At 59.6% G+C, this 14226-nt stretch carries 13 protein-coding genes; 2 read left to right on the plus strand and 11 right to left on the minus strand.

What is annotated here, in order from left to right; genetic code table 11:
- The first annotated feature begins 64 nt into the window (after positions 1 to 64).
- A complete protein-coding gene (locus AD659_RS27825) occupies positions 65 to 622 on the plus strand; it encodes an adenylyltransferase/cytidyltransferase family protein (RefSeq protein WP_053126797.1) in 558 nt (185 codons plus the stop codon).
- Positions 612 to 1319: an NUDIX hydrolase gene (locus AD659_RS27830; protein ID WP_053126799.1), complete on the plus strand. Its 708-nt coding sequence runs from the start codon at positions 612 to 614 to the stop codon at positions 1317 to 1319. The genes AD659_RS27825 and AD659_RS27830 overlap by 11 nt, the downstream gene beginning before the upstream one ends.
- A 3-nt stretch (positions 1320 to 1322) precedes the next feature.
- Here AD659_RS27830 and AD659_RS27835 read toward each other — a convergent pair whose 3' ends face one another.
- The 11 genes from AD659_RS27835 to AD659_RS27885 all read right to left on the minus strand — a co-directional run bounded on the left by AD659_RS27835 (position 1323) and on the right by AD659_RS27885 (position 14182).
- Positions 1323 to 2579, minus strand: coding sequence for a type II toxin-antitoxin system HipA family toxin (locus AD659_RS27835; protein ID WP_053126801.1), 1257 nt, complete (start codon positions 2577 to 2579; stop codon positions 1323 to 1325).
- Positions 2572 to 3033, minus strand: coding sequence for a helix-turn-helix domain-containing protein (locus tag AD659_RS29655; protein ID WP_082342057.1), 462 nt, complete (start codon positions 3031 to 3033; stop codon positions 2572 to 2574). The genes AD659_RS27835 and AD659_RS29655 overlap by 8 nt, the downstream gene beginning before the upstream one ends.
- 138 nt (positions 3034 to 3171) lie before the next feature.
- Positions 3172 to 4641 (minus strand): FAD-binding oxidoreductase, encoded by a 1470-nt coding sequence (locus AD659_RS27845; protein WP_053126803.1) that lies wholly within the window; start codon positions 4639 to 4641, stop codon positions 3172 to 3174.
- A 12-nt stretch (positions 4642 to 4653) separates the two neighbouring features.
- Entirely contained in the window at positions 4654 to 5811 is a 1158-nt protein-coding gene (locus AD659_RS27850; protein ID WP_053126805.1) for an L-talarate/galactarate dehydratase, read from the minus strand.
- A 70-nt stretch (positions 5812 to 5881) separates the two neighbouring features.
- Positions 5882 to 7402, minus strand: coding sequence for a tripartite tricarboxylate transporter permease (locus AD659_RS27855; protein ID WP_046063370.1), 1521 nt, complete (start codon positions 7400 to 7402; stop codon positions 5882 to 5884).
- Between the two features lie 9 nt (positions 7403 to 7411).
- Positions 7412 to 7885: a tripartite tricarboxylate transporter TctB family protein gene (locus AD659_RS27860; protein ID WP_053126807.1), complete on the minus strand. Its 474-nt coding sequence runs from the start codon at positions 7883 to 7885 to the stop codon at positions 7412 to 7414.
- A gap of 76 nt (positions 7886 to 7961) precedes the next feature.
- Entirely contained in the window at positions 7962 to 8933 is a 972-nt protein-coding gene (locus AD659_RS27865; RefSeq protein ID WP_053126809.1) for a tripartite tricarboxylate transporter substrate binding protein, read from the minus strand.
- 520 nt (positions 8934 to 9453) lie between these two features.
- Positions 9454 to 11286, minus strand: coding sequence for a glutamine--fructose-6-phosphate transaminase (isomerizing) (glmS, locus tag AD659_RS27870; RefSeq protein WP_053126811.1), 1833 nt, complete (start codon positions 11284 to 11286; stop codon positions 9454 to 9456).
- 1 nt (position 11287) lies between these two features.
- Positions 11288 to 12064: a DeoR/GlpR family DNA-binding transcription regulator gene (locus AD659_RS27875; protein ID WP_053126813.1), complete on the minus strand. Its 777-nt coding sequence runs from the start codon at positions 12062 to 12064 to the stop codon at positions 11288 to 11290.
- Between the two features lie 209 nt (positions 12065 to 12273).
- Positions 12274 to 13641: a bifunctional UDP-N-acetylglucosamine diphosphorylase/glucosamine-1-phosphate N-acetyltransferase GlmU gene (gene glmU / locus AD659_RS27880; RefSeq protein WP_053126815.1), complete on the minus strand. Its 1368-nt coding sequence runs from the start codon at positions 13639 to 13641 to the stop codon at positions 12274 to 12276.
- A 115-nt stretch (positions 13642 to 13756) separates the two neighbouring features.
- Entirely contained in the window at positions 13757 to 14182 is a 426-nt protein-coding gene (locus AD659_RS27885) for a F0F1 ATP synthase subunit epsilon (protein ID WP_053126817.1), read from the minus strand.
- Positions 14183 to 14226 lie beyond the last annotated feature (44 nt).

Genomic DNA, 14226 nt, shown 5'->3' on the forward strand with positions numbered 1-14226 from the left:
GCAGATTTTCATCAAAAAGATTTTGCTGATACAGTACATGTCGTGTACTAAAAGAGGATAAACCATGTTCGAGATTGCCCTGTATGGCGGCGCTTTCAATCCCCCTCACGCCGGTCACGCCCAAGTGATGATCGAGGCCTCGCGCCAGACCAGACGCGTGCTGGTGGTCCCCAGCTTCCGGCATCCCTATGGCAAGCAAATGGTCGACTATGAGGTGCGCCTGAACTGGCTGGAATCGATTGTCGAGAACGTCCAGCCGCTGTGCTGCGCCGAAGTGCGTGCAAGCCGGGTGGAACAGGTCGTGGCCCGTGGCGTTGAAGGCGCCATCTACAGCTACACCCTGCTCGCCCATCTCGCCGACAGCCTGGCCCTGGACGGCAAGCGGATCGCGTTGGTGGTGGGTGAGGATGTCGCGGATCAACTGTCGACCTTCTATCGGGGCCAGGAATTGCTGGAGCGTTTTTCCATCCTTTGCGTCGAGGAAAAGATCCACGTGCGCAGCACGGTGGTTCGCGAACGACTGGCCTTGGGCAAGCCGCTGCCCAGCGACTGGATGGCACCCGGCATGAACCCGTTAAACTATGACCTTTACGCTACCCACGGAAATCGACATGCCCACTAGCACAGCCCCTGCGCGCGGTTACCTGCACACCATCGACCTCTGTGTGCTGCGCTTCTGCCGGGAGACCCAGGCGCTGGAAATTCTCCTGAACCGACGGGAGGCCGAGCCGTTCGCCGGTCATTGGGCGTTGCCCGGGATCGTGGTCAATGGTGACGTCGAAGATCTCACGCTGAACGACGCCGTGGAGCGCCTGCGTAACTCAAACAAGGTCGGCATGCCGCTGGCTTGGATCGAACAGGTCGGCACCGTCGGCGACGCGTTCCGCGATCCGCGCTGCTGGTCGTCCTCGACGTTCTACCTGGCGATTGCCAGCGAAGCGGTCCAGCTCGCCGAACATCAGGGATTCTTCTCCCTCAAGGACGTCGCAGACGCCTCGATCAAACTCCCTTTCGACCACAACAGCCTGGTGGCGACGGTCCACGAGCGCTTGCTGTCCAAAGCCCTCTATAGCAGCCTGCCGCTGATGTTCCTGGGCTCGGAATTCAGCGCGCCGGAAGCGGTGGGCATTTTTTCCGTGGTACTCGATCGCCCGGTGCTCAAGACCAGCATGCGCCAGCGTTTGCTGAAGATGACCGAGGCCGGTTATTTGCAGGAAACCGGCCGCAAAAAAGCTGGCGACGGCGGACGCCCGCAACGCACGGTGGAAAATCTCAAACCGGCCAGCGTTTATCTGTTTGATCGGTGTTTTCTGGAGTAGCGCTTAGCGGGCAAGCGCGAATGCTGGCGCCATCCGCTCCTGCTCATTACCTGAGATTCCTAGATAGCGCGCAACCTTGGGCCATTTGCTGATGACGCTTTGGAACTTCTCGATGGTTTGTCTGGCATCGTCAGCAGAGACTCGAAAGTAGCCGGCCACGCTCATTGCCAAATCGAGATCTATGGCGTTATCCGCCTCTGAAACGTTGAGCCTCAAGCCAGTGTCACCGGGGACAGGGTTCATGTCATACGCAGGCGAAAGACGCCAACCGCGTCCTGGCTCCAGCAGGAAACCATGGTTGCGTAGATGATCGTCAGTGTTCGAAACCAGCATGTTGAAGACAACTCTTCGCCAAAGCTCGGGAAGATCCACATCGGGGGACGCCCCCTCCCTCACTAATACCTCCGCAATTTCCAGATAGCTCGCCCCTGTCTCATGCCCGTCACCATCCTGGTGGTCCGTCAGGGTCATCGCTGAAGAAAAATGAAGTCGCCCACCCTTGGCTGTTCTGTCAAAGCGCTTGACCATGAAACAGTGATGCTCGCTCGCATACCGTTGCGCTTTTCCTTCAGCAACATTTAGCCCACACCCCTGGGCCAATGTATTGACGACCATCTCCCAGCCGCCCACGTCGTGAGTGTCCTTATTGCTGGGAAATTTCCCTATCCAGAGTGCTTGATCATCGTCTACCACACTTGCCTTGGGTCTTGCCCCACCCAACGAGCCACCAGGGGCAATGAGCATTCGAATCCAGTCCTGACCATGGGCTCCCCGATCCTCTCCAGCTTCAAATCGACGCGAAGCCTCTTCAAGCTCACGCATACGGGCCATAGGTGGGGCGGCTTGCTCCACATGGTCGTCAAGAAACGCTCCTTCTTCCTCAACTTTGTAACGCAGCCCCCCTACCCGGTAAGCGTCGTGAACGCCGATAAGGTAGTCCGAGTCAAATAGCCGTGCGTCCTGCGGTACAAAGCCGGCTCTCTTATCTCGCTCCAGCCGACGATCCATCAGCAGTCGTCCCCATCGATCAGGCGAGGAATCCGATACGCACCCAAAGCAATTTCGCGCTGGATACTGCCGCCCTTCGTAAGGTTGAATTCGAGGGTCGATCACAATCTGAGTATGAATCGTTTGAAGAGCAGCCCGCGCGTATTCGAACTCCATACGCTCGGATCCTGCCAATCTTCGAGGATGGAGAGTTCCAAGCAGTACCGGTGCCGCGTCATTCCAGCCTGCGTAGACGAAAATCCTTTCAGGCATCATCGTCCCCTAGAAGCTTCTTAGCCAGTTCCGAGCTTGTCTGGCTCCGACTGACGGTGGCAGACGACATAGCGAGGTTCTCTTGCGCTGAGTGGCTGATCAAATTGTCTCGATGAAACTGACCAGGCAGCGGTACTTTCGGCTTGATGTGCTCGACTGTGAAACGCCTCTTCAATTCAGCATCTTGCAGATCACGGCCTAACTCATCCGTGTGTGCGAGTAACTCAAGGTCCTTCTCCAACCCCAACACCACTAATACCGACATGTAAGCCCCGATGGTCACTGCAGGGCTGCCATTCTCCAAGGCCCTCAACGTAGGCGCGCTCATGCCTGCCCGCGCAGCCATTTGCGCCGCAGTGATCTTACGGCGCTTGCGAGCCAGCTCGATCCGTTCGCCAAACTGGCGCAGGAGCCGCTCAGCTGACGGCATGAGAGGTGCTGTTTTTTTTGGCATGTCAGTATTTTTTCAGTTTCTTCGTTAATTTGAAAAAATACTAGCATAGCTATCGTCGACGTACGCTAGGCGAAGCCAAATATGAAAGTATTTTTTCATAATCTATAGAATAATCGATAAATACTTTCAGCCATGCCTTTACCCGACCGGGAAGCCAGCAGCGGCCGACTGAGTCACTCCCAGCCCGGCAGTAAAGACCTTACCCGGATTCATCAGCCCCGCCGGGTCCAACGTGCGCTTGATGGCACGCATCAACTCGATCTCCAGCGGATCCTTGAAGTGAACCGCCGCGTCAGGCTTGGCTTGTCCCAGCCCATGCTCAGCGCTGATGCTGCCGTTGAAGGCACTGGTCATCCGGTAGATGGCCTGCGTGATCGCCTGTTCCCGCGCCTTGAACGAGGCGTCCTCGTCGCCGATCGGCTTGCTGATGTTGTAGTGCAGGTTGCCGTCGCCCATGTGGCCATAAGAAACGATGCGCACGCCCGGAAAGTCCTGTTGCAGGACTTTGTCGGTGCGCTCGATGAACTCCGGAATCCGGCTCACGGGTACGCTGATGTCATGCTTGAGGCTCGGGCCTTCATGATTTTGCGCCTCGGAGATCCCTTCGCGCAGCGCCCACAGGGCGGCGGCCTGCGCCTGGCTGCTGGCCAACACCGCGTCGATGACCCAACCGCGTTCGAAGGCATGGGCCAGGCCGTTTTCCAGCAACAGCGTCAAGGGCGCGTCGGGCACTGTGTCGCGCAGTTCAATCAAGGCGTACCAAGGGTGCTTCGCTTCCAGCGGGTCATTGCAGCCGGCCACATGGTCCAGGACAAAGTCCAGGCTCTGGCGCGACATCATCTCGAAGCCCGTCAGGCGATCGGCGCACAGGCTGCGGATATGGCCGATCAAGTCCACCGCCGCTTGCGGCGAAGGCAGAGCGACCCAGGCTGTCGCCGTGCTGTGGGTGGCCGGGAACAGTTTCAGCACCGCCGCGGTGATGATGCCCAACGTGCCTTCCGAGCCGATGAACAAATGCTTGAGATCGTAACCGGTGTTGTCCTTGCGCAAGCCCCGCAAACCGTTCCAGACGCGGCCGTCAGGCAGCACCACTTCCAGGCCCAGGGTCAGCTCACGCATGTTGCCGTAGCGCAGCACCGCCGTGCCGCCGGCGTTGGTCGCCAGATTGCCGCCCACCGTGCAACTGCCCTCCGCCCCCAACGACAGCGGAAACAGGCGACCGGCCTGGCTGGCGGCGTCCTGTAGCTGCTGCAGGATTACCCCCGCCTCGACCGTGATGGTTTCATTGGCCAGGTCGATCTCACGGATGCGCTTCATCCGGGTCAAGGACAACACCACCTGGCTGCCTGAGGCATCGGGGATCGAGCCGCCACACAAGCCGGTGTTGCCGCCCTGCGGCACCAAGGCAACTTGGGCGTCATGGCAGATGCGCACAACCTCGGCCACTTCTTCGGTCGTGGCCGGGCGCACCACCAGGGCGGCCTGGCCTTGATAGGCGTTACGCCAGTCCGTCAGATAGCTGTGCATCAATTCAGGGTCGCGCACCAATCCCGCTTGCCCGACCACCTGCTCGATGCGCTGGAGCACTTGATCGCTCAACGATGACATCTCTTCTCCCGTTTATGGACGCTGGCCGAACTCGGCCTGACCAGCCGTCCAGCCCGCCACGCGCTCGCTCAAGGACAATCCAAGGCCAGGCCGGGTGGGCACCAACATGCGCCCATCACGGGTTTGCATGCGTTCGTTGAACAGCGGTTCCAGCCATTCGAAATGTTCCACCCAAGGCTCGCGGCTGTAAGTGGCGGCCAGATGGATATGCAGCTCCATGGCAAAGTGCGGCGCGATCATCAGCCCCGCGTGCTCGGCCAATGCCTGGACCTTGAGGTAAGGGGTGATGCCACCGACACGGGGCGCGTCGGGCATCAGGTAATCGGCCGCGCGCAGCTTGATGAATTCCCAGTGCTCGGCAACGCTGGTGAGCATTTCACCGGTGGCGATCGGCGTATCGAATTGCAGGGCCAGCGCGGCATGACCTTCGGCGTCGTAGCAGTCCAGCGGTTCCTCGATCCAGACCAGGTTGAGCGGCTCAAGGCGTCGGCACATGCGCTGCGCAGTGGGTCGGTCCCACTGCTGGTTGGCGTCGACCATCAAGGGGAAGTCATCCCCCAGGTGTTTGCGGATGGTGCTGACCCGGTGCAGATCCAGCGCCTGGTCAGGCTGGCCGACCTTGAGCTTGATCCCGCCGATGCCTTTTTCCCGGGAGATGTCGGTATTGATCATCAGTTGATCAAGCGGCGTGTGCAGGAATCCACCCGATGTGTTGTAGCACTGGACAGAATCGCGATGAGCGCCGAGCAAGCGCGCCAGGGAAAGGTTGGCCCGCTTGGCTTTCAAGTCCCACAGGGCGACATCGAATGCACCGATCGCCTGGGTCGCCAGGCCGCTGCGCCCCACCGAGGCACCCGCCCAGCAGAGCTTGTCCCACAGTTTGGAAATGTCGCTGGGATTTTCGCCGATGAGGCTGGGGGCGACTTCCTGGGCGTGGGCAAATTGCCCGGGGCCACCGGCGCGCTTGGAATAGCTGAACCCCAGGCCACGGTGGCCGTCCCTGGTTTCGATTTCCACAAACAGAATGGCGATTTCGGTCATTGGCTTTTGCCGACCGGTCAACACCTTGGCGTCGCTGATGGGGTTGGCCAACGGTAGGAAAACCGAGGCCACGCGCACCCAGGCAATACGATCGTCGTCGGCGGAAGACAGTTGAGGCGTGTCTTGCATGGCTATGCTCCGAACGGTTGGGTTCGGCTGCTGCAACACAGCGTCGTGTTACAGCAGCGAATGCAGTGGACTAGCTGCGCATCAATTCAATGGCCGCGCTTTTGCGGTTGCGAATGACCGTCACCAAGTGCCAGGAGATGGAGGCGGCAGCCAGGATGAGAAAGCCCGCCGAAATGGGATTGGTCAGGAAGCCGCCGAAGTTGCCATCGGACAGCATCAAGCCTCGACGCAAGTTGGTTTCAGCCATCGGACCGAGGATGAAGCCGATGATGAACGGTGCAATCGGCAAACCGGCCTTGACGAACCCGTACCCCAGCAAGCCAAACAGCAATACCGCCCAGACATCGAAGATCCGGCTGTTCAGGCCGAAGGCACCGACCACGCAGAGCACCAGGATAATCGGCAGCAGAATGTGCTTGGGCACCGCCAGCAACTTGATGAACATGCGCAGGCCGTAGAACTCCAGTACCAGCATCAGTACGGAAGCGAGGATCAGCGCGGCGAAAATCGTGTAGACCAGCGGCGCCTGGCTGATGAACAGCAGGGGCCCGGGCTGGATGCCGTGGATCATGAAGCCGCCCAGCATGACTGCCGTGGTGGTATCGCCAGGAATGCCCAGCGTCAGCAGGGGAATCATCGCGCCGCCGATGCCGGCATTGTTGGCCGTCTCGCTGGCGACCACGCCGTCGATCTTGCCTTTGCCGAACTCCTCAGGCGTCTTGGAACGTTTCTTCGCCACGATGTAAGAGACGATATTCGACGTACCGGCACCAATGCCGGGCAAGATGCCAATGCCCAGGCCGATCAGGGACGAACGGGTGGCGTTGGGCAACTGGCCGACAAACTCCTTCATCGAAAAACCGAAACCTTTCACGCCTTTCATGCTGACGTGCTGGGGTTTGGCCCGGTGGCTCAGGCGTGCGCTCTCAGCGAACTTCAATACTTCGGCGACGGCGAACATACCGATCATCACGGTGAGCATCGCAAAGCCGCCGTTGAGGCTCGGCAGGTCAAAGGTAAAACGGCGGATCGCCTCGACCGGGGCGATCCCCACGGTGGAGAAAGCAAAACCCAGGGCACCGGCAAACAAGCCTTTGACCAGCGAGCCGGTGGACAGCGTGGCGATCAGCGTCAGCGAAAAGATCGCGATAGAGAAGTATTCGTGCGGGCCAAAGCTCAGGGCCAGTTCCGCCAGGATCGGGGCGATGAACATCAGTGCGGCGATACTGAAAATCGTGCCGAGAAACGAGAACACCACGCCAATCCCAAGGGCCTTGACGCCATGGCCCTGTTTCATCAGCGGCCAACCATCGAACGTCGTCGCGATGGAGGCCGGCGTTCCCGGTATGTTGAGCAATATCGCCGATATCAGCCCTCCCGAGGTGGCGCCAACGAACAACGCGACCAACAGCGCCAGGCCAGTACCAGGCCCCATCGAGTAAGTCAGCGGCAAAAATAGAGCGATCGCCATCGTGGCCGAAAGTCCAGGTATCGCACCAAAGATGATTCCTACCACCACGCCGAGGGTGATTATCAGGAAAGCGTAGGGTGTAAGTACGGCTGCGAAGCCTGTTTGCATGAGTTCAATCATGGCCGTCCCCTAGAAATCCAATAGACCGACCGGCAGGAGCAAGTCGAAGCCATGGCGAAAGATGTAAAAGATCAGGACAGACGAGACGACCGCTATCAGCGCATATCGCAGGTGCTTGACCTTTTGATCCGCAGGGGTCAGTACGATGAACTGGGCATAGAGATAAAGCACGGTCGTGATCACGAAACCCAGCGGCACCATCAGCGCCGTATAAAGCAGCACCAATGCCAGGGACTTGATGACCGTTGGGTAATCGATCGCCTCCGGCTTTTCCGCAGGCTCGGCACTTTTGTCCGGCAGCTTTCGCCACACCCACAGTTGCAACGCGCCCAACAGGCACAACGCGACGGCGAGTACCCAAGGTACAAACGCGGCATCGATCGTCCCGCGACGCGGCAGGTTCATGGTCAATACCAGATAAGCGACGCCGGCACCGAGCATGGCCAGGCCGGCGATCAGCTCGTTTCTTTTATAGGAATCCATACAGGCTCCTCTTGCTGGAAAGGACAGGTTGTCGGGTGCTGGCCAGCGCGGCGCGCACCCGAGCCGTTACGCAAAATTATTTCGCTTTACGCATCTCGTCCTTGAACTGCATGAAGCTGTCGCGGGTTTTATTCAACGTGGCGACGGCTTCTTCGGGGCCCTGGAAGCTGACCGGCTGCTTGAAGGACCTCTTCAGTTCCTCGGCGTATTCAGGCTCTTCGGTGATTTTCTTCATGGTATCGGCCATCTTCTTGACGATGGCCGGGTCCGTGCCTTTCGGGAAAGCAACGACGTAAGGCTTGTCCAGGATCAGGTCCACGCCTTGTTCCTTGAAAGTCTTGACGTCGCCCAGCAGCGCGTTGCGCTCAGCGTTGGGCTGACCCAAGGCAGTCATCTTGCCGCTGGAGATGTAATCCTGGACCGAGCCATAGCTGATGGCGCCGAGGTCGATGCGCTTGCCCAGCAAGGCAACGATTTTTTCCGAGACGGTCCCGCTGTCGACCATTTTCAGTTTCACGCCAGCGAGCTTCTCGAACATCAAGCCTTGCAGGTGCGAGAAGTTGCCCATCTCGGTGCCATAGGTGATGGTGCCGGGCTTGGCCTTGGCTTTTTCAATCAGTTGGTCGAGGCTGTCAATGCCCGAGCTTTTCGCCGAGACGAACACCGCGCCTTTGTCGACGCCAGCGATGCAGGCGATATCAAACGCATCAAAACGGTCCTCCGACAGCCCTGCGACCTCGTTCACGATCAACTGGCCGGTGTGGGTGAACAAGATGGTATTGCCATCCGGCGCCGCGCTCTTGACCGCATCGGCGGCGATGGTGCCCCCCCCGCCGGCCATGTTGGTGACAACCATGGTCTTGCCAGTAACCTTGGTGAAGTACTTGGCCATCATTCGTGCGTTGAAATCGGTATCACCGCCGGCGTTGGCGATCACCACAACCTGGACCGGACGATTTGGCCAGTCGCTGGCATCGGCAGCCATCGCCGTACCAGCAGTCAAACTCAAAAACGAGGCGATCAAAGAGGCGCAGAGTGTTTTCTTCATTATTGTTCTCCGGGTGCTGCCATTCATTGTGGGATTGAGGTTGAGCGAGAAACCAACACGCACGGTGCTAACGCCTGGCGGGACAGGCGAGACTGCTTGAAGGTTGAGATTGGGGAATTCGACTGCACTGGCGAGCGCGCACAGGGCTTTTCGGAAGGTAAAGAAGGACGTTGGCGCACGTCGATAACGCGTGGGTCCGGTGGACTGCAAATTCGCTGGGCGGCAAATGTAGAGATACATGGCTGCGCCTTTCGTTTTTATTATTTTTTGATGTCATACGTTGTCGTATGACTGGATATCATCATCTATGTCCCACGTTGTCAACGCAGTTGTTCGGCGGCTCGCCGTGAATACGACGAACAGGGTGGGTGAGCCAGGCGTAATCGAATCGTGGCTCCTGGACAAATTCGGCCTGAAGTTTAGTTGCCCTCATAAAAAAACCCCCTGAATTTCAGGGGGTTGGTTTTTGAGCGTTTCGGATCAGAGCTGGCAGGCTGGCTCCGTTGCCCGCGCTTCAGCCTTACTCGACCGTTACCGATTTCGCCAGGTTACGCGGCTGGTCCACATCAGTGCCCTTGAGCACTGCGACGTAGTACGACAGCAGTTGCAGCGGGATGGTGTAGAGGATCGGCGACAGGATGTCGTGGATGTGCGGCATGTGTACCACGTGGGTGCCTTCGCCGTTGGTCATGCCAGCCTTCTCGTCAGCAAAGACAATCAGCTGGCCGCCACGGGCGCGGACTTCCTGCAGGTTGGACTTGAGCTTTTCCAGCAGTTCGTTGTTCGGCGCCACGGTGACGACGGGCATGTCGTTATCCACAAGCGCCAGCGGGCCGTGCTTGAGTTCACCGGCCGGGTAGGCCTCGGCGTGGATGTAGGAGATTTCCTTGAGCTTCAAGGCCCCTTCCATCGCCACCGGGAATTGCGCGCCGCGACCCAGGAACAGGGTGTGGTTCTTTTCGGCGAACAGCTCGGCGATTTTTTCCACGGTGTTGTCCATGGCCAAGGCTTCGCCCAGGCGGGCCGGCAGGCGACGCAGTTCTTCCACCAGTTTGGCCTCGACGCCTTCACCCAGCGTGCCGCGGACCTGGCCCAGGGACAGGGTCAGCAACAGCAGGCCCACCAGTTGCGTGGTGAAGGCCTTGGTCGACGCCACGCCAATCTCACGGCCGGCCTGGGTCAGCAGGGTCAGGTCGGACTCACGCACCAGCGAGCTGATGCCGACGTTGCAGATTGCCAGGCTGGCGAGGAAACCCAGTTCCTTGGCGTTGCGCAGGGCGGCCAGGGTGTCGGCGGTTTCGCCGGACTGGGAGATGGTGACGAACAGCGAATCGGGTTGCACCACCACTTTGCGATAACGGAACTCGCTGGCCACTTCGACCTGGCAGGGAATACCCGCCAGCTCTTCCAGCCAGTAACGGGCGACCATACCGGCGTGATAACTGGTGCCGCAGGCCACGATCTGCACGTTGCGGACCTTGGCGAACAACTCGGCCGCCTGTGGACCGAATGCCTGGACCAATACCTGGTTCTGGCTCAGGCGTCCTTCAAGCGTGCGCTGCACAACGGCCGGTTGCTCGTGGATTTCCTTGAGCATGTAATGGCGGAACTCGCCTTTGTCGGCAGCTTCGGCACCGTCGCGGTATTGAACAACCTCGCGCTCGACGTCTTTGCCATTGAGGTCCCAGATCTGCACGCTGTCGCGGCGAATCTCGGCGATGTCGCCTTCTTCCAGGTACATGAAGCGGTCGGTGACCTGACGCAGCGCCAGTTGATCGGAAGCCAGGAAGTTTTCCCCCAGGCCCAGGCCGATCACCAATGGGCTGCCGCTGCGGGCTGCCACCAGGCGATCGGGTTGTTTCGCGCTGATGACCGCCAGGCCGTAGGCACCGTGCAGTTCCTTGACCGTTGCCTTGAGCGCTACGGTCAGGTCTGCAAGGTCCTTAAGCTTGTGGCTCAGTAGATGCGCAATGACTTCGGTGTCGGTGTCGGAGGTAAACACGTAGCCGAGCGCCTTGAGCTGTTCGCGCAACGCTTCATAGTTCTCGATGATGCCGTTGTGCACTACCGCCAAGTCGCCGGAGAAATGGGGATGGGCGTTGCGCTCGCACGGCGCGCCATGGGTGGCCCAACGGGTGTGGGCAATGCCCAGGCGACCGAGCAGCGGTTCAGCGTCCAGGGCGCGTTCCAACTCGCTGACCTTGCCCGGACGACGCATGCGCTCAAGCTTTTCGTCGTTGGTGAATACCGCTACGCCGGCACTGTCGTAGCCGCGATATTCGAGACGCTTGAGACCTTCAAGCAAGATGGCCGTGATGTTGCGTTCAGCAACGGCGCCGACAATTCCACACATGCTATTTCTCCTGGCTGACAGGCGCGCAGATCAGATTAATGCCGCGGGCCTGTATTTGATCGCGAGCCTCCACGGGCAGGCGATCATCGGTAATGAGGGTATGGACGCTGCTCCACGGCAGCTCCAGGTTGGGGATCTTGCGGCCGATCTTGTCGGCCTCCACCATCACGATCACTTCCCGGGCAACCTCGGCCATTACGCGGCTCAGGCCCAGCAGTTCGTTGAAGGTGGTGGTACCTCGAACCAGATCGATGCCGTCGGCGCCGATGAACAACTGGTCGAAATCGTAGGAACGCAGCACCTGCTCGGCCACCTGGCCCTGGAACGACTCGGAGTGAGGGTCCCAGGTGCCGCCGGTCATCAACAGCACCGGCTCGTGTTCCAGTTCGCTCAAGGCACTGGCGACGTGCAGGGAATTGGTCATCACCACCAGGCCCGGCTGTTGGCCGAGTTGAGGGATCATGGCGGCGGTGGTACTGCCGCTGTCGATGATGATTCGCGCGTGTTCGCGGATTCGCTTTACAGCGGCCCGGGCAATGGCGAGTTTGTACTTGGAGACGGTTTGCCCGTTATCGGCCACCAACTCCTGCGGCATCGGCACCGCGCCACCGTAGCGACGCAGCAGCAAGCCATTGGTTTCCAGGGCAGCGAGGTCCTTGCGAATCGTAACCTCCGAGGTTTCGAAGCGCCTGGCCAACTCATCTACACTGACCTCGCCCTGCTCTTGGAGCAAGGCAAGGATATTGTGGCGGCGCTGTGGCGTATTGCGTTTCGACATGGCGGCTTAAGTTTCGATTCGAAAGATAACGTAAGCAATCAAAACCTATTGAAGCGATATCGTCAAGGCGCCAGCAGAAAAATTCAGAAATCCCCTAAATCACTGTGGGAGCGAGCTTGCTCGCGAAGGGGCCAGGTCAGGCAAAGCTGCTTTACCTGATACACCGCTATCGCGAGCAAGCTCGCTCCCACAGGAGATTGTGGATAACTTCAGGGCTTCTTGATTTTCTCTGGTCGCTTCCAGCCGTCAATATTGCGCTGGCGCGCGCGCCCCACCGCCAATTGATCTTTATCCACATTCTGCGTAAGGGTCGAACCGGCCGCCGTGGTTGCCCCGCTGGAGATATCCACAGGCGCCACCAGCGAGTTGTTGGAACCAATGAAAACATCGTCACCCAACACGGTCTTCCACTTGTTGGCGCCATCGTAGTTACAGGTGATGGTACCGGCGCCAATATTGGTGCGAGCGCCGACTTCAGCGTCACCCAGGTAGGTCAGGTGACCGGCCTTGGCGCCTTCGCCCAAGTGAGCGTTCTTGAGTTCGACGAAGTTACCCACATGGGCACGGGCTTCCAGCACAGAGCCTGGACGCAGGCGGGCAAACGGGCCGGCGTCGCTGCCTTCGCCCATGACTGCGCCGTCGAGGTGGCTGTTGGCCTTGATCACCACGCCTTTGCGCAGGGTGCTGTCCTTGATCACGCAGTTCGGGCCGATGACCACGTCGTCTTCGATGACAACCTTGCCTTCGAGGATAACGTTGATATCGATGACCACGTCGCGACCCACGCTGACGTCACCACGCACGTCGAAACGGGACGGATCGCGCAGGGTCACGCCTTGGGCCATCAGGCAGCGGGCGGCGCGCAATTGATAGTGGCGCTCCAGCTCGGCCAGTTGTCGGCGATCGTTGGCGCCCTGCACTTCCATGGCGTCCAGCGGCTGCTCGGTAGCGACGACCAGGCCATCGGCAACGGCCATTGCAATCACGTCGGTCAGGTAGTACTCGCCCTGGGCATTGTTGTTCGACAGACGACTCATCCAGTCGCCCAGGCGCTCGGCCGGCACGGCGAGAATCCCGGTGTTGCCCTCGGTGATCGTGCGCTGGGCTTCGTTGGCGTCCTTTTGCTCGACAATCGCGGTCACCTGACCGTCGGCGTTACGCACAATACGGCCGTAACCGGTGGGGTCATCCAGCTCGACGGTCAGCAAGCCCAACTGCTGGGGGGCGACATGCTTGAGCAGGCGCTGCAAGGTCTCGACTTCGATCAGCGGCACATCGCCGTAGAGAATCAGCACTGTATCGGCCGTGATGAACGGTACGGCCTGGGCCACCGCATGGCCGGTGCCCAGTTGTTTATCCTGCAGGACGAAATTCAGGTCATCCGCCGCCAGGCGTTCGCGTACTGCATCGGCACCGTGGCCGATCACCACGTGAATGCGCTGTGGATCAAGTTGCCGCGCGCTGTGGATAACATGACCGAGCATGGAATTGCCGGCGACCGGGTGCAAGACCTTGGGCAACGCCGAACGCATGCGGGTGCCTTGGCCGGCCGCGAGGATAACGATTTCAAGAGACATGACTGGCTACCAATCCTGGGTGGTCAGCGGCTGCGACCAGGTAATGAGTGTCGGGAAAAGAAAAAAGGGTAGCCGAGGCTACCCTTTTTAATCAATCGCACAGAAAGCAGACGGCTTAGCCGCCAAACTTCTTGCGGATCTGCTGGACGGTACGCAGCTGGGCTGCGGCCTCGGCCAGACGTGCAGCAGCAGAACCGTAGTCGAACTCGGCGCCGCGCTCGTGCAGGGCCTTCTCGGCGGCCTTGACGGCCTCCTGAGCGGAGGCTTCGTCCAGGTCGGCAGCACGTTGCACGGTGTCGGCAAGGACCTTGACCATGTTCGGCTGAACCTCGAGGAAACCACCGGAGATGTAGAACACCTCCCGCTCCCCGCCCTGCTTGGTCAGAGTAATCGGACCTGGCTTCAAGCTGGTGATCAGCGGTGCGTGACCCAGGGCGATACCAAGATCACCCTGATCACCGTGCGCAACCACAAACTCGACCAGACCGGAGAAGATTTCCCCTTCCGCACTGACGATATCGCAATGGACTGTCATAGCCATCTGATTGCCTCAACCTAAATTAGCGCCCGTTGCCGGGCGCCGGG

It is taken from the genome of Pseudomonas thivervalensis, from assembly GCF_001269655.1.
Classification (GTDB): Bacteria; Pseudomonadota; Gammaproteobacteria; order Pseudomonadales; family Pseudomonadaceae; genus Aquipseudomonas; species Aquipseudomonas thivervalensis.

Bases quoted from the DNA above. Each gene is read 5' to 3' on its own strand.
- AD659_RS27825 (WP_053126797.1), top strand. From the start codon at position 65: ATGTTCGAGATTGCCCTGTATGGCGGCGCTTTCAATCCCCCTCACGCC.
- AD659_RS27830 (WP_053126799.1), top strand. From the start codon at position 612: ATGCCCACTAGCACAGCCCCTGCGCGCGGTTACCTGCACACCATCGAC.
- AD659_RS27835 (WP_053126801.1), bottom strand. From the start codon at position 2,579: ATGCCTGAAAGGATTTTCGTCTACGCAGGCTGGAATGACGCGGCACCG.
- AD659_RS29655 (WP_082342057.1), bottom strand. From the start codon at position 3,033: ATGCCAAAAAAAACAGCACCTCTCATGCCGTCAGCTGAGCGGCTCCTG.
- AD659_RS27845 (WP_053126803.1), bottom strand. From the start codon at position 4,641: ATGTCATCGTTGAGCGATCAAGTGCTCCAGCGCATCGAGCAGGTGGTC.
- AD659_RS27850 (WP_053126805.1), bottom strand. From the start codon at position 5,811: ATGCAAGACACGCCTCAACTGTCTTCCGCCGACGACGATCGTATTGCC.
- AD659_RS27855 (WP_046063370.1), bottom strand. From the start codon at position 7,402: ATGATTGAACTCATGCAAACAGGCTTCGCAGCCGTACTTACACCCTAC.
- AD659_RS27860 (WP_053126807.1), bottom strand. From the start codon at position 7,885: ATGGATTCCTATAAAAGAAACGAGCTGATCGCCGGCCTGGCCATGCTC.
- AD659_RS27865 (WP_053126809.1), bottom strand. From the start codon at position 8,933: ATGAAGAAAACACTCTGCGCCTCTTTGATCGCCTCGTTTTTGAGTTTG.
- glmS (WP_053126811.1), bottom strand. From the start codon at position 11,286: ATGTGTGGAATTGTCGGCGCCGTTGCTGAACGCAACATCACGGCCATC.
- AD659_RS27875 (WP_053126813.1), bottom strand. From the start codon at position 12,064: ATGTCGAAACGCAATACGCCACAGCGCCGCCACAATATCCTTGCCTTG.
- glmU (WP_053126815.1), bottom strand. From the start codon at position 13,641: ATGTCTCTTGAAATCGTTATCCTCGCGGCCGGCCAAGGCACCCGCATG.
- AD659_RS27885 (WP_053126817.1), bottom strand. From the start codon at position 14,182: ATGGCTATGACAGTCCATTGCGATATCGTCAGTGCGGAAGGGGAAATC.